This is a genomic window from Pseudomonas sp. Z1-14 (genome assembly GCF_051132005.1).
Classification (GTDB): Bacteria; Pseudomonadota; Gammaproteobacteria; order Pseudomonadales; family Pseudomonadaceae; genus Aquipseudomonas.
On sequence record NZ_CP071646.1, the window covers coordinates 4402346 to 4429338 of the forward strand.

At 58.7% G+C, this 26993-nt stretch carries 29 protein-coding genes, 1 tRNA gene and 3 pseudogenes; 13 read left to right on the top strand and 20 right to left on the bottom strand.

What is annotated here, in order from left to right; all coding sequences use genetic code 11:
• Window positions 1-262: 262 nt before the first annotated feature.
• Complete coding sequence (gene pabB / locus J3P89_RS20160) at window positions 263-1606, top strand: aminodeoxychorismate synthase component I (protein ID WP_434695458.1); 1344 nt, start codon at window positions 263-265, stop codon at window positions 1604-1606.
• A 131-nt stretch (window positions 1607-1737) separates the two neighbouring features.
• Here pabB and thrH read toward each other — a convergent pair whose 3' ends face one another.
• The gene (gene thrH, locus J3P89_RS20165) at window positions 1738-2355 is read right to left on the bottom strand and encodes a bifunctional phosphoserine phosphatase/homoserine phosphotransferase ThrH (protein WP_434603332.1); all 618 of its coding nucleotides are present in this window, start codon (window positions 2353-2355) and stop codon (window positions 1738-1740) included.
• Window positions 2356-2527: 172 nt separating this feature from the next.
• Between thrH and J3P89_RS20170 the strand changes: the two genes are divergently transcribed.
• The 3 genes from J3P89_RS20170 (at window position 2528) to J3P89_RS20180 (ending at window position 6039) form a co-directional block, all read left to right on the top strand.
• Window positions 2528-3271, top strand: a complete 744-nt coding sequence (locus tag J3P89_RS20170) for a phosphoadenylyl-sulfate reductase (protein ID WP_434569302.1) — start codon at window positions 2528-2530, stop codon at window positions 3269-3271.
• 450 nt (window positions 3272-3721) lie between these two features.
• Window positions 3722-5251, top strand: coding sequence for an NCS1 family nucleobase:cation symporter-1 (locus J3P89_RS20175; RefSeq protein ID WP_434695459.1), 1530 nt, complete (start codon window positions 3722-3724; stop codon window positions 5249-5251).
• A gap of 59 nt (window positions 5252-5310) precedes the next feature.
• Window positions 5311-6039: an aspartate/glutamate racemase family protein gene (locus tag J3P89_RS20180; protein WP_434695460.1), complete on the top strand. Its 729-nt coding sequence runs from the start codon at window positions 5311-5313 to the stop codon at window positions 6037-6039.
• Between the two features lie 144 nt (window positions 6040-6183).
• On the opposite strand, the gene J3P89_RS20185 is transcribed toward J3P89_RS20180, so the two are convergent.
• Complete coding sequence (locus tag J3P89_RS20185; RefSeq protein ID WP_434603326.1) at window positions 6184-7107, bottom strand: LysR family transcriptional regulator; 924 nt, start codon at window positions 7105-7107, stop codon at window positions 6184-6186.
• Window positions 7108-7235: 128 nt separating this feature from the next.
• Between J3P89_RS20185 and J3P89_RS20190 the strand changes: the two genes are divergently transcribed.
• Window positions 7236-7982: a 3-oxoacyl-ACP reductase family protein gene (locus tag J3P89_RS20190; RefSeq protein ID WP_434695461.1), complete on the top strand. Its 747-nt coding sequence runs from the start codon at window positions 7236-7238 to the stop codon at window positions 7980-7982.
• A 66-nt stretch (window positions 7983-8048) separates the two neighbouring features.
• Here the strand turns inward: J3P89_RS20190 and J3P89_RS20195 are convergent, their stop codons facing one another.
• The 10 genes from J3P89_RS20195 to J3P89_RS20240 form a co-directional block, all read right to left on the bottom strand.
• Window positions 8049-8744, bottom strand: a complete 696-nt coding sequence (locus J3P89_RS20195) for an HAD-IA family hydrolase (RefSeq protein ID WP_305495996.1) — start codon at window positions 8742-8744, stop codon at window positions 8049-8051.
• Window positions 8745-8998: 254 nt separating this feature from the next.
• A complete protein-coding gene (locus J3P89_RS20200) occupies window positions 8999-9370 on the bottom strand; it encodes a hypothetical protein (protein WP_434695462.1) in 372 nt (123 codons plus the stop codon).
• An 87-nt stretch (window positions 9371-9457) separates the two neighbouring features.
• Window positions 9458-9661 carry a hypothetical protein gene (locus J3P89_RS20205; protein ID WP_305495998.1) on the bottom strand — a complete coding sequence of 68 codons (204 nt, stop codon included), beginning with the start codon at window positions 9659-9661 and terminating at the stop codon, window positions 9458-9460.
• 36 nt (window positions 9662-9697) lie between these two features.
• Window positions 9698-9871, bottom strand: a complete 174-nt coding sequence (locus tag J3P89_RS20210) for a hypothetical protein (protein WP_305495999.1) — start codon at window positions 9869-9871, stop codon at window positions 9698-9700.
• A 121-nt stretch (window positions 9872-9992) separates the two neighbouring features.
• Window positions 9993-10403: a glycine zipper domain-containing protein gene (locus tag J3P89_RS20215; protein WP_434603324.1), complete on the bottom strand. Its 411-nt coding sequence runs from the start codon at window positions 10401-10403 to the stop codon at window positions 9993-9995.
• Window positions 10404-11093: 690 nt separating this feature from the next.
• Window positions 11094-13283 carry a response regulator gene (locus tag J3P89_RS20220; RefSeq protein WP_434695463.1) on the bottom strand — a complete coding sequence of 730 codons (2190 nt, stop codon included), beginning with the start codon at window positions 13281-13283 and terminating at the stop codon, window positions 11094-11096.
• A gap of 156 nt (window positions 13284-13439) precedes the next feature.
• On the bottom strand, window positions 13440-13781 hold the full coding sequence (locus J3P89_RS20225) for an antibiotic biosynthesis monooxygenase family protein (protein WP_434695464.1): 342 nt from the start codon (window positions 13779-13781) through the stop codon (window positions 13440-13442).
• Between the two features lie 39 nt (window positions 13782-13820).
• On the bottom strand, window positions 13821-14795 hold the full coding sequence (locus J3P89_RS20230; protein ID WP_434625092.1) for a zinc-dependent alcohol dehydrogenase family protein: 975 nt from the start codon (window positions 14793-14795) through the stop codon (window positions 13821-13823).
• Between the two features lie 63 nt (window positions 14796-14858).
• Complete coding sequence (locus tag J3P89_RS20235) at window positions 14859-15161, bottom strand: ArsR/SmtB family transcription factor (protein WP_305501316.1); 303 nt, start codon at window positions 15159-15161, stop codon at window positions 14859-14861.
• A 72-nt stretch (window positions 15162-15233) separates the two neighbouring features.
• Complete coding sequence (locus J3P89_RS20240; RefSeq protein WP_434695465.1) at window positions 15234-16049, bottom strand: suppressor of fused domain protein; 816 nt, start codon at window positions 16047-16049, stop codon at window positions 15234-15236.
• Window positions 16050-16124: 75 nt separating this feature from the next.
• Here J3P89_RS20240 and J3P89_RS20245 point away from each other — a divergent pair.
• Window positions 16125-16271, top strand: a pseudogene (locus J3P89_RS20245) (nucleotidyltransferase family protein); the annotation flags it as partial.
• 326 nt (window positions 16272-16597) lie between these two features.
• On the opposite strand, the gene dapF reads toward J3P89_RS20245, so the two are convergent.
• Together dapF and J3P89_RS20255 are read right to left on the bottom strand one after the other, a co-directional pair.
• The gene (gene dapF / locus J3P89_RS20250) at window positions 16598-17413 is read right to left on the bottom strand and encodes a diaminopimelate epimerase (protein ID WP_434695466.1); all 816 of its coding nucleotides are present in this window, start codon (window positions 17411-17413) and stop codon (window positions 16598-16600) included.
• A 19-nt stretch (window positions 17414-17432) separates the two neighbouring features.
• A complete protein-coding gene (locus tag J3P89_RS20255) occupies window positions 17433-18239 on the bottom strand; it encodes a helix-turn-helix domain-containing protein (RefSeq protein WP_434698033.1) in 807 nt (268 codons plus the stop codon).
• Window positions 18240-18355: 116 nt separating this feature from the next.
• On the opposite strand from J3P89_RS20255, the gene J3P89_RS20260 reads away from it, so the two are divergent.
• A complete protein-coding gene (locus tag J3P89_RS20260) occupies window positions 18356-18697 on the top strand; it encodes a DUF2834 domain-containing protein (protein WP_434625098.1) in 342 nt (113 codons plus the stop codon).
• 205 nt (window positions 18698-18902) lie between these two features.
• On the top strand, window positions 18903-19868 hold the full coding sequence (locus J3P89_RS20265) for an EamA family transporter (protein WP_434695467.1): 966 nt from the start codon (window positions 18903-18905) through the stop codon (window positions 19866-19868).
• 14 nt (window positions 19869-19882) lie between these two features.
• Here the strand turns inward: J3P89_RS20265 and J3P89_RS20270 are convergent, their stop codons facing one another.
• The 3 genes and pseudogenes from J3P89_RS20270 to J3P89_RS20280 form a co-directional block, all read right to left on the bottom strand.
• A complete protein-coding gene (locus J3P89_RS20270; protein ID WP_434695468.1) occupies window positions 19883-20521 on the bottom strand; it encodes a helix-turn-helix domain-containing protein in 639 nt (212 codons plus the stop codon).
• On the bottom strand, window positions 20518-20850 hold the full coding sequence (locus J3P89_RS20275; protein WP_434695469.1) for a type II toxin-antitoxin system HigB family toxin: 333 nt from the start codon (window positions 20848-20850) through the stop codon (window positions 20518-20520). Before J3P89_RS20275 ends, J3P89_RS20270 begins: the two co-directional genes overlap by 4 nt.
• A gap of 178 nt (window positions 20851-21028) precedes the next feature.
• A pseudogene (locus tag J3P89_RS20280) lies at window positions 21029-21363 on the bottom strand (NAD(P)-dependent oxidoreductase); the annotation flags it as partial.
• Here J3P89_RS20280 and J3P89_RS20285 point away from each other — a divergent pair.
• From J3P89_RS20285 to J3P89_RS20295, 3 genes and pseudogenes are all read left to right on the top strand, one after another.
• Window positions 21364-21558, top strand: a pseudogene (locus J3P89_RS20285) (helix-turn-helix transcriptional regulator); the annotation flags it as partial.
• 696 nt (window positions 21559-22254) lie between these two features.
• Entirely contained in the window at window positions 22255-23097 is an 843-nt protein-coding gene (locus J3P89_RS20290) for a hypothetical protein (protein ID WP_434695470.1), read from the top strand.
• Between the two features lie 187 nt (window positions 23098-23284).
• Window positions 23285-24100: a DUF1206 domain-containing protein gene (locus J3P89_RS20295; protein ID WP_434695471.1), complete on the top strand. Its 816-nt coding sequence runs from the start codon at window positions 23285-23287 to the stop codon at window positions 24098-24100.
• 32 nt (window positions 24101-24132) lie between these two features.
• Here J3P89_RS20295 and J3P89_RS20300 read toward each other — a convergent pair whose 3' ends face one another.
• Complete coding sequence (locus tag J3P89_RS20300; RefSeq protein ID WP_434695472.1) at window positions 24133-24795, bottom strand: nuclear transport factor 2 family protein; 663 nt, start codon at window positions 24793-24795, stop codon at window positions 24133-24135.
• A complete protein-coding gene (gene uvsE, locus J3P89_RS20305) occupies window positions 24755-25795 on the bottom strand; it encodes a UV DNA damage repair endonuclease UvsE (RefSeq protein ID WP_434695473.1) in 1041 nt (346 codons plus the stop codon). Before uvsE ends, J3P89_RS20300 begins: the two co-directional genes overlap by 41 nt.
• A 317-nt stretch (window positions 25796-26112) precedes the next feature.
• Between uvsE and J3P89_RS20310 the strand changes: the two genes are divergently transcribed.
• Both J3P89_RS20310 and J3P89_RS20315 read left to right on the top strand, forming a co-directional pair.
• A complete protein-coding gene (locus J3P89_RS20310) occupies window positions 26113-26295 on the top strand; it encodes a hypothetical protein (protein WP_434698034.1) in 183 nt (60 codons plus the stop codon).
• A 44-nt stretch (window positions 26296-26339) separates the two neighbouring features.
• A complete protein-coding gene (locus tag J3P89_RS20315; RefSeq protein WP_434695474.1) occupies window positions 26340-26591 on the top strand; it encodes a hypothetical protein in 252 nt (83 codons plus the stop codon).
• 29 nt (window positions 26592-26620) lie between these two features.
• Here the strand turns inward: J3P89_RS20315 and J3P89_RS20320 are convergent.
• A tRNA-Ser gene (locus J3P89_RS20320) sits at window positions 26621-26710 on the bottom strand.
• Window positions 26711-26993 lie beyond the last annotated feature (283 nt).

The window sequence follows — 26993 nt, forward strand, 5'->3', positions numbered from 1 at the left end:
CGAGGGTCAAAAGTTGAACCCCGTGGCGAGGGAGCTTGCTCCCGCTGGGTTGCGAAGCAGCCCCAAAGCCCGGCACCTCGGTGCATCAGGTTGATCGCGTTCATCTGAACAAGGGGCTGCTTCGCAACCCAGCGGGAGCAAGCTCCCTCGCCACGGATCCCATTAAGCTTTCAGACGTGTTCAATACCGACATCCCCCTAGGAGCAAATCCTACAGGGGATTACAATCGCCACCCCGCCTGAACGGCCGACCCGCCCCGCCCATGCCAACCTGCTTCGTACATCCTCTGCCCTACCGCGCCAACCCCGCCGAGTATTTCGCGGCGATCCGTCATGCCCCCGGCAGCGTGCTGCTCGACAGTGGCCGGCCGAGCGCCGAGCGCGGGCGTTATGACTTGCTCAGCGCCTGGCCGCTGAAGCAACTGGCGGTATTGCCGGAAGAGAGTGGCAGCGATTTCCTGCAACGTCTTCGGATACAGCTGACGCAACTGGGCCACGCCGAATTACCAGCCGCCGTGCAATTGCCCTTCGCCGGTGGCCTGATCGGTTATTTGAGTTACGACTTCGGCCGACGCCTCGAAGCCCTGCCGTCCTGCGCCAAGGACGATCTGCAACTGCCGGACGCGCGTTTTGGCGTGTACGACTGGGCACTGGTCACCGATCACCAGACTCGCACAAGCCAATTGGTCTTCCATCCCCATTGCGGCGAAAACCAACGCCAACGCTTGACCGAGCTGTTCAGTCAGCCAACCGCGGTGCCTATCTCCTCGTTCAGTCTGGACGGCCCGATGGCGCCCGATCTCGACGCTGAAGCCTATCGACAGGCATTCGAGCGTATCCAGGCGTATATCCAGGCCGGCGACTGTTATCAGGTCAACTTTGCCCAACGCTTTCGCGCGCCGTGCCAGGGCGATGCGTGGGCCGCTTACCAGGCGCTGCGGGCGGCTTGCCCGACGCCGTTTTCCGGCTTCCAGAGCCTGCCGGAGGGCGGTGCGGTGCTGAGCCTGTCGCCTGAACGCTTCGTCCAGGTCAGTGAAGGTCACGTTGAAACCCGTCCGATCAAGGGCACCCGCCCTCGCGGCACGACGCCCGAAGACGACGCGGCCCACGCCGCCGAGCTGCTGGCCAGCCCCAAGGACCGTGCCGAGAACCTGATGATCGTCGACTTGCTGCGCAACGACCTGGGCCGCACCTGCCGCATCGGCTCGGTGCGGGTGCCGGAATTGTTCAGCCTGGAAAGCTACCCGAACGTCCATCACCTGGTCAGCAGCGTGACTGGCGAACTGGCGGACGACAAGGACGCCCTGGACCTGATCGCCGACAGCTTTCCCGGCGGCTCGATCACCGGCGCGCCGAAGATCCGTGCCATGCAGATCATTGACGAGCTCGAACCGACCCGACGCGGTCTGTATTGCGGCTCGTTGCTGTACCTCGATGTGCGCGGGGAGATGGACAGCTCCATCGCCATCCGCAGCTTGCTGGTCAAGGACGGGCAAGTATGTTGCTGGGGTGGCGGCGGGATCGTCGCGGATTCGGATTGGCAGGCGGAGTATCAGGAGTCGATGACCAAGGTGAGGGTCTTGCTGGAAACCTTGCAGAACCTCTGAACCATCCCTCGGACCTGACGCATAACCCTGTGGGAGCGAGCCTGCTCGCGAAAGCGCTGGTTCAGCCAACATTGATGGCGACTGAGATACCGCTTTCGCGAGCAGGCTCGCTCCCACATTGAGGGTTGGGTTTACAGGCTCAGGGGGCGGTTCGAGGCCTTGATGAACTCCTGTTTCAACTCGGCAAACGTATGCACCGCCGGAAACTGCGGGAATTCACGGATCACGTTTTCCGGCGCGTGGAACAGAATCCCGGCATCGGCTTCGCCCAGCATCGTCGTGTCATTGTAGGAATCCCCGGCGGCAATTACTCGGTAGTACAAACTCTTGAAGGCCAGGACCGACTGGCGCTTCGGATCTTTCTGACGCAATTGATAGCCGGTCACCCGTCCGCTGTCGTCGGTAACCAGACGATGGCAGAGCAGCGTCGGGAAGCCCAGCTGACGCATCAGCGGCTGGGAAAATTCGTAGAACGTGTCGGAAAGAATCACCACCTGGAAGCGCTCGCGCAGCCAGTCGACGAACTCGATGGCGCCATCCAGCGGCTTGAGCGTAGCGATGACTTCCTGGATGTCGGAGAGCTTCAGGCCATGCTCATCCAGGATGCGCAACCGTTGCTTCATCAGCACGTCGTAGTCGGGAATGTCCCGAGTGGTTGCCCTGAGGGAGTCAATCCCGGTTTTTTCAGCGAAGGCGATCCAGATCTCCGGGACCAGCACACCTTCCAGGTCGAGACAGGCAATTTCCACAAGACACTCCCATTTTTTGATGTTTATCGGTTGAGCGAACAAAAGGACTGCCGACTCTAGCCATTCGCCGAAGCCCGCGCAACGCACAGGAGCGCGCCAGCCCCGGCAGCTTTTGTTACCATCAGCCCCATATAGAGCGCCCAGCGCCACCGACCTGTAGGAAACCGCCCTGATGAGCCCATCGTTTGATGTCGTGGAACTCGCCACGACCTATGCCAACAAGTCCCCGCAGGACATCCTCAAGCTGGCCTTCGCCGAATTCGGTGACGACCTGTGGATATCCTTCAGTGGCGCTGAAGACGTCGTGCTGGTGGACATGGCCTGGAAGCTGAACAAGAACGTCAAGGTGTTCAGCCTCGACACCGGTCGCCTGCACCCGGAAACCTATCGTTTCATTGAACAAGTGCGCGAGCATTACAAGATCGATATCGAACTGATCTCGCCCGACCATACGAAACTGGACCCTTTCGTGAAGGAAAAAGGCCTGTTCAGCTTCTACAAGGACGGTCACGGTGAATGCTGTGGCATCCGCAAGATCGAGCCGCTGCGCCGCAAACTGACCGATGTCCGCGCTTGGGCTACCGGTCAGCGCCGCGACCAGAGCCCGGGCACCCGCAGCCAGGTGGCCGTGCTGGAAATCGACACGGCGTTCTCCACGCCGGAGCGCACGCTGTACAAATTCAACCCGTTGTCGCAGATGACCAGCGAGGAAGTCTGGGGTTATATCCGCATGCTGGAGTTGCCTTATAACAGCCTGCATGAGCGCGGTTTCATCAGCATCGGCTGTGAGCCCTGCACCCGCCCTGTCCTGCCGAACCAGCACGAGCGCGAAGGCCGCTGGTGGTGGGAAGAAGCCACGCAAAAAGAATGCGGGCTGCACGCTGGCAATATCATCGCCAAATCCAAGACCGTCTGATCCCGCCGCAGCCATGTACACAAAAATGTCACCTCAGGTGGCATTTTTGTGTGCACCTCTGGTTTTAATGCCCCTAAAAGTTACAGGCACCCTTGCGCGCTGCCTGCTTTCCTTCCCGTTGGCGCTCGCCCCCTAAAATAAATACCTGTTCAAACGGTCAGTTTTAACTTCCAGCATTTCAGTAATTTATCCGTCAAACATAACGAAACGAAATTAACGACGCCAAAGCTAGACTCGCAAGTGGCATACATCTGGCTTAACTCGACAAGTGTTTTGTATACAACAATACAAAAACATACACACACTTTTCGATCCGCAAGCCTGAAGCGCCCTATCCCGTACAGGCTGCAGATGCCCCGTAACCAATGATGCTCACCGCCGCGACGAAGATCTGCCGAGCCTCGCGCTCAAGCACAGTCATCGTGGCCTGAGAGTCAGGAGCCTGCCGGAATGCGTACAAGTCTTTCCAATAACATCGCGCTGGATCTGCCCTCCCCAACCGCTGCCCTGGATGAACAAACCGCAGCCCCCCTCACCTTGAGTCCAAGGCTACATAACAAGGACCTCGCGCCCACCAAAGCCGAAGGGCGACGCTGGGGCCGCTACAGCATCTTCGCCCTGTGGACCAACGACGTGCATAACATTGCCAATTATTCATTCGCCATCGGCCTGTACGCCTTGGGCCTGGGCGGTTGGCAGATTCTGCTGTCGCTGGGGATCGGCGCGGCGCTGGTGTACGGCTTCATGAATCTGTCCGGCTATATGGGGCAGAAGACCGGCGTGCCGTTTCCGGTCATCAGCCGGATCAGTTTTGGCATACACGGTGCGCAGATTCCCGCACTGATCAGGGCCGTCATCGCAATTGCCTGGTTTGGTATCCAGACTTATTTGGCGTCCGTGGTGTTTCGGGTGCTGCTGGTGGCGATTCATCCGGGCTTTGCCGATTATGATCAGAACTCGATCCTCGGGCTGTCGAGCCTGGGCTGGGTATGCTTCGTCGCCATCTGGTTCGTGCAACTGATGATCCTGGCCTATGGCATGGAAACCGTGCGGCGCTATGAAGGCTTCGCCGGCCCGGTCATCCTGGTGACAGTCGCGGCGTTGGCCGGCTGGATGTACTTCCAGGCCGGTGCAACGATTGCCTGGTCGATCCGCGAGCCGCTGGCCGGCGGTGAGATGTGGCGCAACATATTCGCCGGTGGTGCGCTGTGGCTGGCGATCTATGGCACGTTGATCCTCAACTTTTGCGATTTCGCTCGCTCCTCGCCGTGCCGGCGGACAATCGTCGTCGGAAATTTCTGGGGCCTGCCGGTGAATATTCTGATATTTGCCGCCATCACCATCCTGTTGTGCGGTGCGCAGTTCCAGATCAATGGCCAGGTCATCGAGAGCCCGACCCAGGTCATCGCCTCGATTCCCAACACCTTTTTCCTGGTGCTCGGTTGCCTGGCGTTCCTGATCGTCACCGTGGCGGTGAATATCATGGCCAACTTCGTCGCCCCGGCCTTCGTCCTCAGCAACCTGGCGCCCAGGTACCTGAACTTCCGTCGTGCCGGGCTGATCAGCGCCGCCATTGCCGTGCTGATCCTGCCGTGGAACCTCTACAACAGCCCGCTGGTGATCGTGTATTTCCTCTCCGGTCTCGGCGCCCTGCTCGGGCCGCTGTACGGCGTGATCATGGTCGACTACTGGTTGCTGCGAAAAGGCCGCATCAACGTGCCGCAACTCTACAGCGAGGACCCAAACGGTGCGTATTTCTACAGCAATGGGGTCAACCTGCGGGCGGTAGCGGCGTTCATTCCAGCGGCGCTGATCGCGATTGTCCTGGCGCTGGTGCCCGGCTTCGACAGTATTTCTCCCTTCTCCTGGCTGATTGGCGCTTCGATTGCAGGGCTGCTGTACCTGATCGTTGCCAAGCGCGAGGGGTATTACGAGGACGTCAGCGGTGAGTCCATTGCCGTGGATAACGTCAGCCATTGATTGTTCGAAAGGCCCGGGGATTCGGGCCATCTACCGTTACGCTGAAAAAAGGACCACTCATGCGAATTCTCATCGTCAACGTCAACACCACCGAGTCCATCACTCAGTCCATCGCGCGCCAGGCCCAGGCCGTTGCCGCGCCGGGAACCGAGATCATCGGGCTCACGCCGTATTTCGGGGCAGACTCGATCGAAGGCAATTTTGAAAGCTACCTGGCCGCCATCGCCGTAATGGACCGGGTGATCTCCTACGACCAGCCGTTCGACGCGGTGATCCAGGCGGGCTACGGCGAACACGGTCGGGAAGGACTGCAGGAACTGCTCAACGTGCCAGTGGTGGACATCACCGACGCCGGCGCCAGCACGGCCATGTTTCTTGGTCATGCCTACTCGGTCGTCACTACCCTGGACCGCACGGTGCCGCTGATCGAGGACCGGCTCAAGCTTTCCGGCCTGTTCGACCGCTGCGCCTCAGTCCGGGCCAGTGGCCTGGCGGTGCTGGAACTTGAGCAAGACCCGCAGCGGGCGGTTGACGCCATCGTCCACCAGGCGGAACTCGCCGTCAGCCAGGACAAGGCCGAAGTGATCTGTCTGGGCTGCGGCGGCATGGCCGGGCTGGATGAGCAGATTCGTCAACGCACCGGAGTGCCTGTGGTCGATGGCGTGACGGCGGCGGTGACGATTGCCGAGTCGCTGGTGCGGCTGGGGTTGTCCACGTCGAAAGTGCGCACTTATGCGACGCCGCGACCGAAGACCATCATTGGCTGGCCGGGGCGGTTTGGGCGGTGAGTTTGCGGCTTTAGACTGCGTTGCCCCTTTCGCGAGCAGGCTCGCTCCCACAGTTTTTTGCGGGGCACAGAGGTGCGGTCACCGCCGAACCAGTGTGGGAGCGAGCCTGCTCGCGAATGAGGGCGACTCGACTCCCAGCCAGGCTCAAACAGCACTGAACCGCTGCGCCAGCCCCTGCTCGGCAAACTGCTCGATGATGAAATCCACGAACGCCCGGGTCTTGCCCGGCAGCAGTTTGTGCTCGGCGTAGTAGATCGAGATGTTGCCATCGTCGACGTACCAGTCCGGCAGCACCCGTTGCAGTGCGCCGCTGTCCAGGAACGGCACGGCAAACGGCATGCTCACCAGGGCAATGCCCAGCCCTTGGGCTGCGGTGATGCAGGCGGCTTCCGAGTCACTCATGGTCATTTGCGCCTTGAGTGTCAGCGGGCTGTGTTCGCGGTTGCGGCTGGTCAGTTGCCAGGAACGGATACGCCCTGTCTGCGGTGAGCGGATCAGGATTCCCTGATGTTGCCCCAGATCCTGCGGCTCAACGACGGCGGCATGGTTTTGCAGGTACTGTCCGGACGCAACCAGCACCCGATGGGCCACCGTCAACTTGCGCGCCACGACGCCCTGGGGCAGCTCGAAGCCGCCGCCGATGGCGGCATCGAAGCCCTGGCCGATCAGGTCCACCTGACGGTTATCGAAATGCCAGTCCGGGTTGATTGCCGGGTATCGGCGCAAAAACTCACCCAGCAACGGCACGATATACAACCGGCCGAACGCCGTGCCCATGCTCACCTTCAGCGTGCCGGCTGGCTGCCCGCCGGCGCTGGCCAGGTTAGCGACGGCGTTCTGGATGGTATTAAAACTGCTGCCCACTTCCCGCAGGAAAAGTTGGCCGGCCTCGGTCAAGGCCAGGCGTCGAGTGCTGCGCTGGAATAGCCGAACGCCCAGGCGCGCTTCAAGCTTGGCGACGCTTTTGCCTACCGCCGCCGGGGTCAGGCTCAAGCGGCGTGCGGCCTCGGCGAAGCTGCCGACCTCGGCGCTGCGGACAAAACATTCGATACTGCTGAAACTCTCCATGACGCCCACTCTAAACTTTTGGTTTACACAGACTATATCAATGAAGGTCTACACAGCCGATGGCCTAGTCTTGATACTCACCCCATCAACCGCGGCATCTCGCCCCGGCACCTTTGGAGAACACCCGCATGAGCATGCAAACACTGAGTGGCAAAGTCGCCTTGGTCCAAGGCGGTTCCCGCGGCATCGGCGCCGCCATTGTCAAACGCCTTGCCGCAGAAGGCGCGGCCGTGGCCTTCACCTACGTCAGCTCTGGCGCCAAGTCTGAAGAACTGCAGAACAGCATCACCGCCGCCGGCGGCAAGGCCCTGGCAATCAAGGCCGACAGCGCCGATGCCGACGCCATCCGCAATGCCGTCGCCGCCACCGTCGACGCCTTTGGCCGATTGGACATCCTGGTCAACAACGCGGGCATCCTGGCGTTGGCGCCGCTGGATGAATTCAAGCTGGAAGATTTTGACCAGACCCTCGCCATCAACGTGCGCAGCGTATTTGTCGCCACTCAGGCAGCCGCACGGCATATGAGCGAAGGAGGCCGGGTCATCAATATCGGCAGCACCAATGCCGACCGCATGCCCTTCGCTGGCGGCGCCACCTACGCCATGAGCAAATCCGCGCTGGTGGGCCTGACCAAAGGCCTGGCTCGCGACCTGGGCCCACGCGGCATCACCGTCAACAATGTTCAGCCCGGCCCGGTGGACACTGACATGAACCCCGCGGATAGCGATTTCGCCTCCAGCCTGATGGAGCTCATGGCGGTAGGCCGTTATGGCACGGTGGAAGAAATCGCCAGCTTCGTCGCCTACCTCGCGGGTCCGGAAGCGGCCTATATCACCGGGGCCAGCCTGACAATCGACGGTGGTTTCGGCGCCTGACCCGCGTCGCGCGGGAGCCTGCTCCCGCTGGGCTGCTTCGACGCTTTCGGGCGCAGCAGCCCTTTTTCAGGCCCATTCCAGTTCCGGCAAACCGCACAGGCTTGGCTGGAACAGCTTGAGCGAACGGATAATGGCGTCGGCATGGCTGTACTTTTCGTCGGCCATGGCCGAGTCGGGAATCGCAATAGCCGTCATGCCTGCCGCCTTCGCCGCCGTCACACCAAACGGGGAGTCCTCGAAGACCAGGCAATCCGCCGGCGCGACACCCAGGCGACGGGCAGCGGTGAGGAAGATATCCGGGGCCGGTTTCGCCGCTCCCACTTCGGGGTCATCGGCGGTAACAATGAAGTCGAACAGCGCGAACCAATCCCGGTGCAGGGTGGTTTTCAGCTCGAACGACTGACGCGACGAACTGGTTCCCACTGCAATCGGCACGTCATGGGCTTTGAGATGCCGCACCAATTCCTCCGCACCGGGCATCGCCAGGGCGTGGGGGAAACGTTCGCGCATGAGCGGTTCACGAATCACCAGAAATTCCTCCGGGGTGATCGGCAGCTCCAACGCCTGCACCACGTAGCGCGCCAGGTCCCCGGCGCCGCGCCCGATGATGTTCTGCTTGACGCTCCAGTCGAACGTGCGCCCGTAGCGCTCGGCGATGATGGAGGTGACCTCGGTGTAGATACCTTCGGTATCCAGCAGCAGGCCATCCATATCGAAAATCACAGCCTTGATCGGTCCAAACTTTTTCAGCGGTGCATTCATCGCATCTGATCCGTTATCAACACAACATTCCAGGGATGGCTCAGGTGCGGCCAGCGCAGCGTGTTCGCCTTAAAGGATTCAGCAGAATAACGAGCCGTGCTTGGCGCAGGCAATGGGAAATTTTCAAGAGGTGACGAGGGATCGGCCGCGCCTTGGCCGGGCGGCAGTTGACTACGTTTCAGGGACGCTTGGCGCCCAGCGGGAGCAAGCTCCCTCGCCACGAACAGATTGGATGATCAGCAGAGGGTCATGTATTAGCCGCCGGAGCCGCCTGAGCCGGAGCCCGATCCGCCGCCGCTGGAGCTGCCACCGCTACTGCTGCTGCTACCGGTTCCACTACTTGAGCCGGAAGAACCGCCGCCCATCGTGCTGCCACCGCTGGTGGAGCCACTCCCGGTTCCCGGGCTGGTGCTGCTGCCGCTGGCGTCGCCGCCATTGCCTCCTCCCACGGAACCGGGTGGCAGAGCGTTACCGGCTTTCTCGGTGGTGGAGCCGGCGTCCATCTGGGTAGAGGGCGGCATGCCTCCCTTGTCCACGGGCGCGCTGTCGGATTGGGCAAAAGCCGCCAACGAGCTGGCCGACAGAATCCCGGTCAACGCCAGCGCGGTCATGTTTGGCTTCATCATGGTAAGTCTCCTTTTCAGATAGCTACCTGATGTGTGGCAACCATCATTGACCGATGGTGCCGACAACCGGACGGACGGAACTGCTCTTCAGCTTGGCTTGCCGGAAGCATCATCACCGGCAATATCGGGATCGTCCGGCGCCGCCTCGACGTCTTCATCTTCGCTTGGCACCTGCTCTACTCCAGCATCGTCGTCAGGTGGACGCTGATCGCGGCTCAATGAGTCGGTTGGCGAAGGCAACGGATATTCCGGGGTTTCATCGTCGTCGGGAACAGGCGAGTCGGCAGTCATAACAATCTCCTGGTCGTGCAGTTTGGGCTGGAAGGCTCAATCGTAGGATTCATCCTCAACTTCGGTCTCTTCATCCTCGATCAAGGGCACCTGGGCGTCATCCATCAGGGAACCGGGATCTTCGTTGCCCGGGTCGTTGACGCCTGGATCATTGATGAACGGGACGCCCGAGGGGCCTTTTTCTTCCTTGCCTTCGGTTTCCGGGGTCATGGCATACCTCACAATGCAAGTGGATGTATCAATTCGAGGCGATGACGAGGTAAACGTTCCGGGAAATAACCAATATGAAAAAACCCGGCACAGGGCCGGGTTTTTTCATGCATGCATTCGCTCAGCGATGCTTTCTCTTGTGCTTGTGCTTCTTGCTCTTCGAATGTCCGTCGTTATCGTTGGACAGGTTGCTGCCCAACGCGCCGCCTGCCGCCCCACCGACGCCCGCGCCGATAGTCGAGCCCGTGGACCCGCCCAGGCGATTGCCAACAATCGAACCACCGGCCGATCCCAGACCACCACCGATGGCCGCTTCCGTACGGCTGCCCTTGCGAGCCCCGACCGCACTGCCGGCTGCACCGCCGACACCGGCGCCAATCGCCGCGCCTGTGCTGCCGCCCATCTGCTGGCCGACCACGTTCCCCAGAACACCGCCCAAGCCACCGCCAACCGCAGCGGTACCGTCGCCAGCGGCCATCGCGCCCTGAGCGAACACAAGCCCAAGCACCAAGGTGGACAAAGTCAAACGCATGATAAAAACCTCAAGAATGCCGCATCGGGGAGAGATGGCCGGTGCGCGCTGGCGCGAGTGTACGCCAAACCGTGTCAGCCATGACGGTTCGACAACAAACGCAGGGGTAGTTTTATGACAGGCAAAAAAAAGCCCGCTGGGGAAACGGGCAGGTACTGCTTTCTAACGGATGAGCTCAGACTACGCGCCTGCTTGTGAAAGAAACGTGAAAGAAAACGTCAGTCGAAAAAAGATAAAAAAATATTTATACAAACGCTGGAATTCCCAGTGGCGAGGGGGCTTGCTCCCGCTGGATTGCACCGCAATCCCATCGCGCCCGAGCGCGAACATGCCCCCTGGCCACGGCGGTTATTTGCTGAGCGGGACCCTGGGCAAGAACTTGGCCTTCTCACCCCGCGGCACCTTGGCCACCTTGGTCCGGATTGACTTGATTGGCTCGTCACCAAAATCCGACCGATAGGCCGATTGCCCACACTGCAACCCTTCATTGATCGGATACGCGGCTCCGTTCTCCTCGCTGTACGGTGCTCCCATCGCATTTTTCCCCTTTCATCGAGCCGATACCGGCAATAACCAATTGCCTGGAAATACCGACCTTCGAATTGAGACTAGCCGGTCATCAACAGACCAATGATTCAAGGGACCGCCTCGCCGACGAACGGGTAAGCGTTGTTTCAAAACCGAAACAACTCAGTCCGAGCCCAACAGCGTCTGGTTTAAAACCCGGGAAACCTGATCGGCCGAGTAAGGCTTGGACAAAAACGCGAAACCTTCATGCCCGCTGTGGGCCAGCTCCTCGCTGTAGCCGGAGGTCAGCACCACCGGAAGATCCTTGCGGCGCTGGCGCAGTTGCCGGGCAAGCGCAATGCCACTGATGCCCGGCATGATCACATCGGAAAATATCGCGTCGAACGCCATCGCATCCGGGCCGACCATTTCCAGCGCCTGTTCGGCATTGGTCGCCCAGGCCGTTTCATAGCCCAGGTCTTGCAGGATCTGGTTGGCAAAGCGCCCCACCTCCAGATTGTCCTCCACGACCAATACCCGGCGCCGGCCTTTTTCCAGCACCAGCAGAGAGTCTTCCTCTCCCTCGGGTTCATGCTGCTCCTCGGGCTCCACCTCCGGAAGATACAAGGTAAACACGCTGCCCTTTCCGACCACGGTAGAGACATCGACATTGCCGCCAGACTGCTTGGCAAAACCGAACACCTGGGACAATCCCAACCCCGTTCCCTTGCCCACCTCCTTGGTGGTGAAGAACGGTTCGAAGATGTGTTCAAGTGCCTCCGGGGCAATACCCGTGCCGGTGTCTTCCAGGGCAATCGCGGCAAATGCCTGCCCTGCCCCGGAATGGCCGCGGATCGGCGGCATGCCTGCACCGCAATTGAGCCGTAGCCACAGCGTTCCTTGGCCGTTCATTGCGTCCCGGGCGTTCAGGGCCATGTTGATCAACGCCGTTTCGAACTGGCTCAGGTCGGCGCGGATGTAACAGGGCTGCTCGCACAGTTCGACCTTGACGTGAATACGCGCCCCGGTCACGGTCTCCAACATGTCGCCGAGGCTCTGTACCTGCTTGCGCACGTCGATGATTTCCGGCGTCAACGGCTGGCGCCGGGCAAACGCCAGCAGTTGGCTGGTCAGCTTCGAAGCACGTTCCACCGTCTCGGAAACGGCGGTCATGTAGCGTTGCCGGCGCTCGTCGGACAGGTTGGGCATGCGCAGGAAGTCGACAGAGGAGCGGATGATCGTCAGCAGATTGTTGAAATCGTGGGCCACGCCGCCGGTGAGCTGGCCGATGGCTTCGAGTTTCTGCGACTGGTGCAGCGCCGCTTCGGTCTGCCTCAATCGTGTAGTGCGCTCCTCGACCCGTTGCTCCAGCGTTGCGTTCAGTTCGGCCAGGGCGGCGAGGCCTTCACGCACGGCCGCGTCCGCCCGAGCGCGTTCGATGTGCGCCCAGGATCGCTCGGTGACTTCCAGCAGCAGCGCGAGGTCGTTGGATGACCAGATCCTGGGCGTTTTATCGTGGATGGCCATCAGGGCGGTCAACCGTCCATTCTTGATCAATGGAACACAAATGGTCGCCGCAATACCGATCGACTGGAACGCTGCCGCCTCCTCCGGTGCCAGCTCCGCCAGGTTGTCATTGATCACCAGCGGCTTGCCGGCCCCCAGGTTGGCGACCGCCAGCCGACCGAAATCCGCCAGTCGGTAGTGCCCGACGATACTCGGCGACCCGGCCCGGGCCCAATCGCCGCGAATCGTAAAGCCGTCCTCGTCTTCGTCCATGTCTGCGTATGCGCAGTTGGACAGGTTGAGGTGCGCCGCCAGGATCCGGGCGGTGGTCGCCATGATCGCCTGTGGATCGGTGGCATTCGCCACGGCGCTGCCGATTGCATCGAGCACCGCCAGGCGCTGGGTCATGAATACGGTCGCAGTGGTCTCGGTGACGGTGTCGAGCATGCCCACCACTTTGCCGAACTGGTCGCGGATAGGGCTGTAGCAGAAGGTGAAATAGGCCTGTTCAGGACCACCACCGCGCTCGATCACCAGGGGAAAGTTCTCGATAAACGTCGCCTGCCCATCGAAAGCCGCCCACACGATAGGGCCGATCTCGCTCCAGGCCTCCCGCCAGACCTCATTGAACGGCCGCCCCAGCGCCTCGGGTTTGCTGCCGAGAATGGGCATGAACGCATCGTTGTATAACGTGATCAAGTCCGGTCCCCAGACGATGGCCTGAGGGAAATGCGAAGCCAGGCTCAGCGCCACGGTCGTCTTCAGCACATCGGGCCATTGTGCGGGCGGCCCGAGTGGCGTGCTGTCCCAGTCATGGCGGCGGACCCGTTCAGCCATTTCTCCGTAGCTCTGGAGCCAATCTGTCATTGCCTTCGATCCTTGCTCAACCGCCAATCCCAACGAGGGGGGAAACGCTTGTGACCCCAAGCTGAGCCGTATTATCCCGCGTCACGTGAGAATGCGCGATTGGATTGTCGGATGGGCCGGGCTGAAGGACCGGACACTCGGAGAATGGGGATCGGCTTAGATTCCCCGGCTGACGGCGCCGCCTGGATCAGCACCTTCACCGATAAAAAACGCCGCCCCCTCGATGTGGTAAACCCTCGGTTCTTCAGAAAAGTATTCCTCCAAGCCCAGCATGAACAGCCGGTGGTCTTCACTCTCTTCGAAACCCGGTGTGTGATGCTCAAGCGATTGCCATCGCACGATCAGGTTGAATTGCTCGGGGGTTTCAATCCCTTGCGCCAGCAAATGGCCGCCGTAGCCCTTTGCTCGGGTGAGCAAAGGGGCGACCTCGGCAAATGCTCGTCTGAACATTTCAATGCGTTCTTTGTGAACCGGGAGCAGAGCGATCTCGTAAATCATGGCGTACCTCGAAATGATTCAAGCGGTTGAAAAAGCGCATTACGCGATGAGCGACGGCTCGACTGCGATCGCGATTTTTCCTCGAATGCCATTGTTTGGACTTTCCAGCCGGGCATGGGCGAGCCCGATGTCGGCCAGCGAATAGACGGCGCCGACATGTGGCCGCAGCAGACCTCGCGCTACCAATGCGCTCAACTCATCGAGTTTGCCGCGGTTCTGTCTGGTGAAAACGAAGTGATAACTCGCGTTCTTGCCCCAGGCCTGAACGACGTTCTGTGGCTGTGAAATGTCGACGATCGTGACGACGCGGCCAAGTTGTGCGAGCACGTCAGGGCTGCGTGACAATGTGTTGCCGCCGATGGTGTCGAACACGACATCTACACCGCGGCCACCCGTTTCTCGCATGACGGCTTCAACATAATCCTGTTTTTCGTAGTCGATGATCACATCGGCGCCCATGCTGCGTGCGAACTCGGCGTTTGCCTCGCGCACGGTGGTGAACACCTGTGCTCCCATGGCTTTTGCCAACTGGATCGCCACATGGCCGACGCCTCCCGCGCCGCCGTGTATCAGAATGCTCTCTCCCACTCTAAGCGCCGCACGCACGATCAATGCTTCCCATACCGTCCCGCCAACCAGGGTCAGGCTCGCCGCCTCAAGATGGCTCAGCGAGGCTGGCTTCTTCCCGACGATGCTCTCGGCAGCGACGTGGTACTCGGCATAACTTCCTGGCCCGTCGAATATTTGCGGGGTGTACCAGACTTCATCGCCCGGAGCGAAGTTGGTCACTCCCGGCCCAACTTCTTCGACAACGCCCGATACATCGTGGCCGGTAATGGCCGGCAGTTGCACCAGGTCGGGATAGTCGCCGCGTCGAACCTGGTAATCCAACGGATTGATGGAGGTTGCATGTACCCGGACCAGGACTTGTCCTGTCTGCGGCACAGGCTTGGGCACATCGCGAAGCTCGAACGAACCCGACCCGCCAAATGACTTGAGTACCATCGCTTTCATTGCAAAATCCTCGTATCGATAAAAAGGGATATCGAGATATCTCGATATATTACGGCAAAAAAATTACAGTTCTGTCCCTATGATCTCCGCCAGCGCGCTGATGGCTGCTTCATTGCGCTTGTAGTAAGTCCACTGACCGATGCGCCTGACTTCGACCAACCCCACTCGTTGCAGCGTCGCAAGATAACCGGACACCGTCGACTGCGACAGTCCGATACCTTCCTGAATACTGCTGACGCAGACTCCCACCGTATGAACGTCACCTTCATCCTGCGGAGGGAAGTTCTTTGCGGGATCCTTCAGACCTTTCAGGATCTGAAGGCGTGTAGGGTTCGAGAGCGCTTTGAATATTTCGATCAATTCCATGACGCCGAGGATATCGAGATTTTTAGATATGTCAATACGCAACTTCAAGCTTTTCGTCCGAGCCCATCCGACTCACACCACACTCGCTCGATGCAGGCTGCTCATATGTCCGACGCCCGCCTCCTGCAAACGGCCCACCAGATCCTCCCGCGCCGCTCGCCCACCGGAACGCACGTAATCCAACTCCGCCGCGGTGATCAACACCACCGGCACCAATCTGACCGGTGACAAGGGCATGCCCTCCACTCGAGTAGAGAAATCCGGCTCCGGGCCTCCCAGCAGGACCCCAGTGCAATCATCATCCGTTACGAAGAGCTTGGGCAGTTGCTCGCTCATATGGTGCGATTGACTGAACCCGGGAATTTCCAGGGACAGCGCCCCGTACTGATCAAGCTGGTGCGTGATGCCGCCAGCGTCGGCGACCGTCCTGGCAACATGCTCCACGAGCTCGAATGCCCAACTGCGCTTGAAAGGATCGACCTCACCCACGGGGCCATAGGCGTGCTCGGGTATATCCGCAGTTTCGACGAACAGCTCCATTTCGAAACCGTTGCCCATTCCTTCCGTATCATCGAACGGATCCGACAGGCCTTCCGTGGCTAGGATGATCGTGTCCCCACGGCGAACCACGCGGTAGGCCTGGCGGGTGGAGGGCCAGTAAGGGCCACCGGAAAAGGTTGGACTGATCATATAGGCAAGGACATCCCGCTCGACGGTGCCGACAGCCCGCCAATGACGATCCAGGCACGCTTCACCCGCTTCCCGGATCGCAAGATTGGCTGCTTCAGCCTCGGTCAGGTCGCCGAGCTCGTGGACCTGCGGCGTTGGCTGCGCGTCCTGGGTTTCAGGGGCTTTTGATGAACCGAAGAGCTTCTTGAAGAAATTCATGGGTGTTCCTGTTTGAAACTTGCAGTTGCGGTAAGGTCAGGCGCCAGCCTGGATCGATTTTCCAAAGGGATACCTATGACGCTGACGGTCGAAAGCCTGGTCAGGATAGCAATGACCAACCCCATCAACGCGCAAATCACCGCGCGCCTGCCTTCGCTCGGCCTGGATCAATGCATGCTTACCGCTGGCTGCCTGTTCCAGGCCGTCTGGAATCATCAAACGCAGCAAGCGCCCCCAGCCGGATTTGTTCGTCGAGAAAGCGAGAAGTTATCAGGCCCGCTGGCCGTGGCTCAGGATCATGGAGACATGATGCAAATCTCCATGGTCCTGGTGGCGAGGGAGCTTGCTCCCGCTGGGGGGCAAAGCCGCCCCAAACGTTCTTCCAGACGAACTGCATCCACCGGTCTACGACGGCTACGCCGCCGAGCGGGAGCAAGCTCCCTCGCCACGAAGCGTGTACCTGGAAGATTATGTACGGAAGTTGCTGCCGCCTTCGCGAGCAGGCTCGCTGCCACAGAAATCGGCTCAGGGTTCAAGCACCTGCCCATTCAAGCTTGACTCATTGTCCCTGAGAAGCTTGCCTCCACCGGCCCGATCAGAAAGACCGAACCCACGCCGTCCCATTGCACCGTCACGTTTCCGCCATCACATTCAACTTCGACGGTACTGTCCAGCAGTCCACGACGGATTCCGTTGACAACCGCGCCGCACGAGCAAGAACCTGAACCCAGCGCAATGCCCGCCCCGCGCTCCCAGATGCGCAATCGGATATGCGTGCGATCAACTACCTGGACGAAATGAACATTGGTCTTGAGTGGAAATAGCGGGTGGGTTTCGATGGCTGGTCCGATAGTGGCGATATCAACGTCAGCCCGATCGTCGACAAAATATGTGCAATGCGGGTTGCCCATGCTGCACGCGGCTGGACTACCGGCAAGGGGCAAAACGGTGGAGTCGAGGTCCTGCGACAGGGGAATGTCCGACCAGCCGCAAAGTGGCACGCCCATGTCGACGCAAATGTCGCCGTTTGGCGTTCGCTCGCAGATCAACAGACCGCGGTTGGTGCGTAGCGCTACCGAAGCAACATTGGCTTCGCGCATGAGCAGGTCCGCCGCCCCGCGCGTCGCGCTGCCACACACATCCAGCGCGGAGCCATCTGCGTTCCAGAACACCACCCGCGCATCGGCATCTTCACAATCGAGCAGCACCGCGAGTTGATTGAAGCCCACGCCGCGGTTCCGATCCCCCATCCGCCGGGCTATCGCGCTGGTCACCGGACTGGGCGAGTTTCGCGAATCGACGATGACAAAATCGTCGCCATTGGCGTGCATTTTTTGGAAGTTGAGATTGAGTGTCGGTTGCATGTTTTCTTCCCTGAAATCGTTAGCGTTGCGTCTGCTCGTACGCCTTGGCCATGACCTTCCAGGTCTTGGCGTCGGCAGGAATGAGATGCTCGATACGCAACGAGCTCATCGTGATGTCGAGCGGCATGCCAAAAGTGGTGAATGTTGACATGAACGTCAGCTCGCCATGGGGCGACTCGACCTGCGTCAATAACAACGGAGGCAGATCGTCAGCCAGCGCCGAAGCGCTGTGTGGAGTCGGCAGACTCTTCAGAATCCCAGCCAATGCGGGATTGTTCAAGGCTTCCCGAGATGCCCGTTGCCAGGCCACTAATCTTATTTCCTCGGCGTTGCTCAGATGGTCGCCCAAGCCGCCGGGTTGCAGCAGTGTCACCAAGAGATTGAGTCCATCCGCGGCATCCCTGGCAAGACCCACCAGATCGAACAGGACACCCGCGCTGGCGTTGGCTGCAAGGATGTCCCATTGAGCGCCCAGAACAATCGCCGGCGCGGGATTATTGGCATTAAGGATATGATCAATGGCATCACGTACCACTTCCATTGACGACGACGTGAGCGGTGTCGTTTCGTAGCGAGGGGCGTAGCCGCTGGCGAGAAAGATGCCGTTGCATTGCTCCAAAGGTACATCCAAGGCAGTCAGTAAGTTATGCAGAGTGCCAGGGCTTGGCGTGGCGCGCCCCGTCTCGATGCAGCTTAGGTGACGCTGAGATATCCCTGTTATCAGTGCGCAATCCAACTGACTCAGTCTGGCCTGTTGGCGCAAGTGACGCAGTTGCGCACCGGCTGAAGTTGGCGGCGTTGCTCGGGACATGGGTCGATTGGTCATCCATTGACTCTGGCATTGCAGGTGGGCGGCGTCGATGACCTCGGAGGTCATTGAAACCATGATGGTCAAATCACTAGCCTACCTCCCTGATCAACGAACCTGTCCCGGGAGGCAAAGTGAAGAAGCCTTATATCGCACTTGTTACGCTGCTGTTTTTTACCGTTTACACGGCGTGTACGTTGTTGCTCGCCGAGCAATCGCTCTTGGCGTTCGGCGTCAGACTTATGTCCAGCGCAGACACCGCGCAAGTAGTCATCGACCTTTATCTGCTCGCCTGCATGGCGTGCATCTGGATGTACCGGGACATACGCGCAAGAGGCAAATCGCTCGTATCGTTGCTACCTTACATCCTGATCACGGCCATCTTCGTATCAATCGGTCCGTTGCTGTACATCGTTGTTAACGGATTTGGACGTCAATCGCCGGTGACGGTTGCACCTGCTCATCCGCCGTCTTGAACCACGCTTCAGGCATTATTACCCAAACTTCCTTGGGTATTTCCTCCAGAACCCCGCTGCTGTCAAACATCCAGGGCCCAACGACGGTCGAGAAGAACGCGATGTCTACGCAGGATTTTATCGAAGGTACTCGGATTCGTTGCAATGGTTGTACTGAACCAAGGCAGTTGTTGGTCAATGGGCAGTATGTCGGAGGGCACGACTGATGATGCGGGTCCGCTCGAACCTCATCGTCGGATTGGCCCTCGCGGTAGTCGCAACGCTGAGCTGGGCGCTGAACTTCATTGCGCCCTACGTCACCGGGGCCTACACAATCTATGATTTGATGATCGTACGATTCCTGATCGCCGGAGCGCTGGGCCTGGGTGTCGTGCTGCTCTACCGGGCCCGACTTCGGCTCCTGCGCCTCGATCAGGTGCTCCTGGCCGCTGGCCTGGGTGTGATCGGCTATCTCGGCTATAGCGCATGCATCGCCGCCGGTATCATTTTTGGTGGGCCGGTGCTGACCCCGGCCTTTATTGGCATGGTGCCGGTCTTGCTGGCACTGCTGGGCAACGCCACGACCAAAACTCTCCAGTGGAGCAAACTGGCGATCCCACTGGTTTTCCTGACCGTGGGCCTGCTGCTGTCCAATCTCGGCGCTGTCCATCAACCCGTTGCAGGCCAGGGTTCCTGGCTGATGGGTTTGCTGTTTTCTATCGGTGCCGTGATCTTGTGGCTCGCGTTCAGTTGGTTGAATCAACGCGCCTTGCTGAAGCTATCGCCCAACGCCTCGGGCGTATGGACAGGCCTCATGATGGCGGGTGCGGGAATCGGCACCGTGTGCCTGTTACCGGCGATACAAGCGTTCGACTTGCTCGAACTGCCGCGCGTGGGTTTGAGTTTTTCCGTTGCAGGACACTTGTATCTCTGGAGTTTCGTTATTGCGTTGATGTCATCCTTCGTCGGTGCCTGGGCCTGGAACGCCGCGTCCCGGCGCCTGCCCATGGTGCTTTCCGGGCAGTTGATCGCCCTGGAATCGCTGTTCGCGACACTGCTTGGCTTGTGGTTTCATGGCCGGCTGCCGACGCTACTGGAGATGTCGGGGCTTGCTGCCGTGCTTGTCGGGGTGATCATGGCGGTGCGTATCATTCTGGTTTCGCGTGGATCGACAATGGCCGCTGCCACTTGATCAACAGGTTATCGCTATCCCCTATCTGGCTCCTTCACTGCCTTTCGGCGGCCCTTCGAAGTCATTACTTTGTAATCGGCGGCATCGGCCTCTTTCACTGGCTGTGCAGTTGGAGAGTTGCTGCGAAAACGGTAATACGCTGAGGGTTTCCTGACAGGAAGATCGACAGTTCCGAGATGAGCAGCCTTTGCAGGACCAGCCGACAAGAAAGCACTCGGTTCCATCGCAAACCGCTCAGCCAGCGCATATGCCATCTTGTGACTGATGGGGCGATCGCCATTGAGCACCTTGGACACCGCGGTTTTATCACCGATTTCAGGAAGGTCTGAGCCGGTGAGCCCGAGCGTCTCCATAAGGTCCTTGATCAGTTGCACCGGGGTGCAGGTCGCCTCAAAAGCAGCGTTCGATTCGCGAAACTGGTCGGAATCACGCTGGTACGCCAGGATTTCCTCTTCAAGCTCAGCGAGAATCCTTTCCTCGGTCTTGCTCAGCCCACGCCCATCGGTGAGTTCATCGAGCAAATCGGTCGCGCGCTCGTAGTCGGCCGGGGTCTTGATGCCGTGCACAAACTCACCCCGCAGGCGATCCAGTATCGCGTAAAGCTCGCCAAGCGTTGCAATCACCGTTTGAAAGTCGTTCCGGGCTGCGCTCATCGTTTTGTCCCTTTGTTTCTTGCATACCAGACGTTGGCGACGTCGTAATCGGCATGCGTGTAGACGTGTTTGACGTAGAACTTCTGCCGCGCGTAGTTAACGCCGCCTATCACCCTGAGATTATTGCCGCCTACATTAATCACAACCCAATTCATTGCGGCTCTTGGCTTGAACAAGTCGACACCGTGCGTACCGAAAAGCTTTTGCAGGTCTGCGAATTCCTTGGGGCGCGCCATTCTCAAAATGCGCAGGCAGCGTTCAAGCCCAGCCCTGTCGTTCGGGTACAGAATCGCAGCGTCGTCAAAGCGGGATGGCGTGAGTATATCCATGGGCGTCCTTGTCTTTGAGCCGATGGTACTCTGGTTGTGTTTTTTAACAACTTTTGTTTGTTGGCAAATGTAAGCTCCATTGTGGGAACCCCGCGATTCCATTCGCAAAGCGTTCCCACCTGGATACGCCTGACGCAAGCGCATCTTCCACTAATGCCTTTCTGATGCGCCCCGCTCGTCAACCCGTCACGCAGCCCTGAGGGACTTTTCCAGCAAAACTGTCCACAGGCTCGCCACCACCATTTCGCCCATTCGCGTGCGAGTCTGCAGCGTCGCGCTCGCCCTGTGCGGTTGCAGCACCACTTGCTCATTACCAAACAACGCTTCAGGCACGTTCGGCTCATCGATAAACACTCCAGCGCGGCACCGGCAATGTCACCGGTGGCAAGGGCGGCTACCAGGTCCGGCTCGTTGACCAGTTTGCCTCGGGCCACGTTGATCAGGTAACCGCCCTTGCCCAAGGCACGTAGCACCTCGGCATTGGATCGCTTCACCTTTGTCGGCGGCTGCGGCGAACGCAGAATGCATGCCGCACGCAATTATTTGCTCAACGGCACCCGTCCGGTGGGTGAAGTGGCGAGGTTGTGCGGCTTTGCCGACGAGGCTTATTTTTCCAGGCGTTTTCGCCAGATTCATGGACAGCCACCGGGTCAGTTCCGTCGGCAGCAACTCAACCCGGACACCCCGCAATCGCCGCTGAATACCTGAGAAGTCAAAGAACAGGATCGCTGCCCCAGACGCAAACGCTGTTTAACGGAGCGGCGGAAAGGGGCACTTGATTCATCAACAATAAATATCGATAAAGTTAAACGCCGGGCCGCCGACAACTTTTAAAGTCCAAGGCTTATACCGCGGATGAATATCTGTAGTACAACTCCTACATGTACACAGAGATGGGAAACACAACAAGGATAGGTTCTATCAAAAGGAATCCAAGCACGTGAAAAAATTGATCCAAGTGTCTGCGGGTATCGTCGCATTGGCCCTGAGCCAAACTTCTTTGGGCGCTACATCCAGCTGGACACAAACGCGCTTGGCGCCTAGCGTGTACGGCCCAAGCTCGGAGAATTCGAACTTTTTCTCGACTCCGCTCGATATCCCCTTGGGAGCTACGATAACATCCGTATCCTGGAATATCGGGCTCTACAAAAACGGAGCCACGACTCAGCTATATAAGGTCTGCTATGCAGCCCGCTACTCTACTGTCTACGACAAGTGCACGGACTCCGTACCGATTCTTGCCAACGCAACCGAATTTTTTAATGGACTGGATGCCAAGGGAAAATTCAAGATAACAGGAATTCTGTTTGGCGGGACCTACCCTGCTTATCCGTCCCATAGCAACTCAATCACCGCACACTATCGAAGCCCACGATAAGGGATATCCTTCTCAAGGAGAGAACCATGACGACTATAAATACGTCAAATGCTACTCAGGTAACAACCGTCACCCTCAAACCCAACTCCATCAAAAGTGACGCGGACACGGCGAGCTCCGCGGCGCCGTTACCGGCGATCGGGAGCAAACCCTTCCTTTCAGACCAGGCAAAAATACTCTCGTCCTTATACACCTCTGCAAGCGATTATTTGAAGACCGAACACATGGAGCCTTTCCCCGGAATGGTGAAAGGCTACATCGCTCCTTCCGGCTATATAAACGTTGAAAAATACAATGCCTATCTATTCGACAAAGCCGCAACCACCATGGTGGCAGCGGCCAAAGACAACGGCATCACTCTGGACAAAGAAGAAGTCCTGGCTCAGTTGAAAAATGATAATTCTGATATAACCGCTATAAAACTGGATGATCGGGATCGGAAAGCCAAGCTGGGGCAAAGCAGTGTTTTTACCGACTTGACGCTTTCCGACTTGGACAACATGACGGATGTCTACATCATGGCTAAGGAAAACGGCCTGAACCTTGAAGAAGCGGGAGCATTTGCACTACGTAAAGGGGTTCAAAACCGCTACGGAGACACCGTACAAGAAAGTAATCTCTATCCTGGCGACTGGGATTTTACAGAAACAGACCCTGATAAGATCGCTGCAGCCATCATTCGGCTTCCGGACTCAATCACCAGCAAGGCCGACGAGATAAGAAACAAAATCCAAGGTGACCTGGGTCTGGGCAGTGATTTCATTGACTACCTGCTGAACCCAAGACTTGGACTTAGGGGAGCCACCGACGCTTCTCTGGATTTCTTATCGAAGCTGGTCGATATACACAACAAGCAGAAGCAAGCTTAAAGTACGTATTGAAGGGTGATTGCTAAAAAACCCTGAAGACCGGAGCCCAACTGATCCGCGAGTCCGACACGGAATGCGGTGGGTCAGTTGGCCTTGAATCGGGCCAATGGGTCAGCGCCCCATCTTCAATCGAACCCCTTCCGACGCCATGGGTCTGTTTTTGTATCACTGTCGCGGAATCGATCCCATGTCCCCACACCAGAGCCTGGTGCTACTTGCCCGAGGTGGTTATGCCGCTCGTGGCGTTATTTATCTCATCGTCGGCATTCTTGCCTTGCTCGCGGCCCAGGACTCCACCAAACCGAAGGACAGTCACAAAAGCCTGGAGATGTTGCTTAGCCAGCCCTTCGGCCATGCCTTGGTCGGGCTGGTGGTAGCAGGCCTGCTTGCCTTCGCCGGCTGGCGCATCTTGCAAGCCACGCGCGACGTTGATCATCACGGCACGCAGTTCAAGGGCCTGGTGATTCGCGCCGGGTTGCTGGCGGGCGGCCTGGTCAATGGCGCGCTGGCGTTCTTTGCCCTGGGCCTGCTGATCAGTGGCTTGAAAAGCTCCGGGGATTCCGGCGGTGGGCAAACCCAGGACCTGCTGGCGCGCGTCCTGTCCTGGGACCATTCGAACCTGTTGGTTTACCTCGCCGCCCTGGTGCCGCTGGGCGTCGGCATTGCCCACATCATTAAAGGCTGGAAGGCCTCGTTCGAAAAATATTTCGAGGCTGACCAAGAAGTGATGCGTTATGTGCGGCCGGTGTCGCGCTTCGGCCTGATCGCCCGCGGGGTGGTGTTTATCGAGATCGCCGTGCTGCTGATCATCAGCGGCTCGGCCTATAAAGCCGTGGACCCGCCCGACATGAAAGATGCCCTCGATGCGTTGCAGAATCTGCCGGCCGGAGGCTTGGTGTTGATGGTGATGGCCCTGGGGCTGATCGCCTTTTCGGTCTACAGCTTTTCCGAGGCGGCATGGCGCAAGATCAATATGGATGTGCCAGGAGTGGCGCACACATAAGGCACTTGCGCCGTTGCGATGTCAGCTGCCCTCTACTGCGCAGGCGTTACCCGGCGCATGAGCTCATTCAACGCGTAGGTGTCGAGGAAGGCCATTGCCTGAATGATCCGGCCATCCTTGAAGGTCAGTTGCCACAGGTAGGTATTGTTGTAGGGTTTTTGATCGAGGGCTGTCGCAGTGCCGTTCCATAGGACGACGACAATGTCGTCCTGGGCGATGATGCTCTGCAACGTGGGGGAAATTGGCGTCGCCAGTCGGGCGCTGATCGGCCGCACGGCCTGTTCGATCAGCTCGGTCTTGCCGAAATACACGCCGGAAACCGGGCTCGATCCGGCGACTGTCCAGACCGCATCGGGCGCCAGCAGGTCGAAGACCGTGCCTTTGCCCTGCTGCCAGTTCGCGAATGCCTGGCGGACCAGATTCGTATTGGCCTCTTGAATGTTTCCCGAAGCCCAGGAGGTGTTCGTGGAAAGCATTAACGCCAAAACAACAACCTGGGCACGCCAGGCCAAACTTTTCCATGTAGTCATGATGTTTACCTCACGGCAATGCAGTTGATAGAAGTTCTTTCTGAGAACCTTAACGGCATGCGCCTTGAAGCTTTTGCTCGATACTGCTGTGGGGTTGCCTGATGCTGTTCGCAGGTCGTTTGATCTATGCGCAGGGATGAAGATAAGGCCGAGCGACATCTTCATAAAATGCCTGCGCAGCCAGATTCTTGTCTTTCGCCTCCAACATGATGTCGAAACGGTTCAGAAACTTGAGCGCGTATGAGTTGGTCCAGCGATTCCACATCTGGTCACTATGACCGTACAAGTCACGTTTGGACACCACCTTCAATAACGCATCCATCTCAAGCTTTTTGCCTGCATCGAAACCCAATTCCTGCAATCGCTCCGGCGGCTGTGAATAATGCATGGTAGGCCGAACTCCACGCCAACTTTCGATGATGCGATCGACTCGCGGGGAGTCCGGTGCGATGTAATCGTTCTCGTTGATCCAACAGTGGTGGATATCCAGCACGACGGGGGCAAGGTCAGCCAGTTGCAGGCAATCATCGACGCCGTAGGTCTTCTCCTCGTTTTCGAAGGTGATGCAATTGCGCGCCACCTGCGACAACCGCGGCCAGATCGAACGGATCCCCTCGCCCCCGAGGCGCCCGGCGATGTGCACGTTGCATTTGAAGTCCTGGAAGCGCCGACCGTAACCCATCATCCGGATCATGTCGGCGTGGTACTCGAACTCGGCGATGCTGTTCTCCACCACGCCCGGTTTATCCGAGCCCAACACACAATACTGGCCAGGGTGGAAGGACAGCCGGATAGCCGCCGAACGCGCGAGGTTGCCAATCACAGCGAAGCGTTCTTCCAGCTGGCTTTGAATGGCCGGGTCCTGATAGAAAGCGCTCACCTTCGGATGACTGTAGAACGGCAACAGATCACTGCTCAATCGAAGCATGCGCAGCGTTGGCCCAAGCTCGGCAACGTAAGCGATGAGGCGCAGCTGTGCGTCGAGATTGTGCGTCACGACTTCAAGCAGCTTATCGCGGGCGACCTGGAGAGGGACGCCATCCATCCAGCGTAACGTCGTGGTGCGGGGGTTGTATGGCGCTTCGATGGTCTTTAACGCACTCGCTGCAAGGCCGCGATCAGGGTGCCGGTATTGGCAGGCGAAGCCGATTCGTGGGTGAGTCATGGGAGGTCCTGGCCGTCATCCGTGTTGGCGGTAGACACTCTGGAGGCTGAGTTGTCCTTTTTGATTGGCTCGATGAAAACTGTTTTCGGCGATATGTTGAACACGCTTGGCGCTGCCAAGAAAAACCGATTGCGATGCGCTCGGCATACCTTGAAACCCAAGTACATGCTGATCGGCAAGCCGCGATGAATTCAAATGGCTATACTTGGGGCAGGAAAAAACTCGCAGCCGTACCTTAAAGGCACAATATGGATCTCAGGGCAGCGCACAGAGCGCGACCCATGACCCGACAGGACGCACACATGCGGGAATTCGGTATGAGCGGCGCAGAATTGGAAAAGGTCCATGTCGAAATTGCCAAATTGATGGCTGAGACCAAAAAGCTCAACACCGAAGCGGGCAAGATGACTCGCGAAACGTTCTGGTACCCAGTCGCGGTTGCCACCGGCCTGATCGGTACGGTGGCCACCGTCACTACGCTGCTAATCAAATTCGTCTAACCTGACAGGCCCTGCAAACGTGGGGCCTTCTTACCTTGAGCCACATGAAAACCATAGAGCAGTACAGTCCGCCCTCCGCGGACGCATTGGCGCGCTTGAAAATCAACCTCGGCTATACCAGCCAGCAAATGGCCGAACTGGTAGGGCTGGCTCAGGGCTCAGGGTGGGCAATGGCGCAAGTACACGGGTGGCGCGAGCTGAAGGGCAAATGCGGCAGAAAAAGCCAATGTTCCCAAGATGTTCCCATATCGCCCTTTTCCAGACACAAAAAACCACAAACCCCCGACTTTCTCTAGGAAAATCAGGGGTTTGTGTTTACAGAATATGGCGGTGAAGGAGAGATTCGAACTCTCGATACAGTTTCCTGTATACACACTTTCCAGGCGTGCTCCTTAAGCCACTCGGACACTTCACCGTGTCTCGGCAAACTGTTCAGTCTGTCGAGGCGCGCTAATGTAGTCGAAAGCCTTTCCGATGGCAAAGGTTTTTTTCAGAATTTTCATGCGGTTAAGGCCGGTCGGGTATTTCGGACGCGGCGAGGCAGGGCAAACCGGCCAAACTCCGGCTTCGGCTATGGGCGGCTCCACGAGGGCAAGCGCTGGCTGTTGGGCGCCTCGCGAGATTTGGGCGGGGCGGCGCTGACCGGTGAGTCAGTCACGGCGCTTTACCTGGCCTGCGGCGGTGGGTAACGTCTGCTT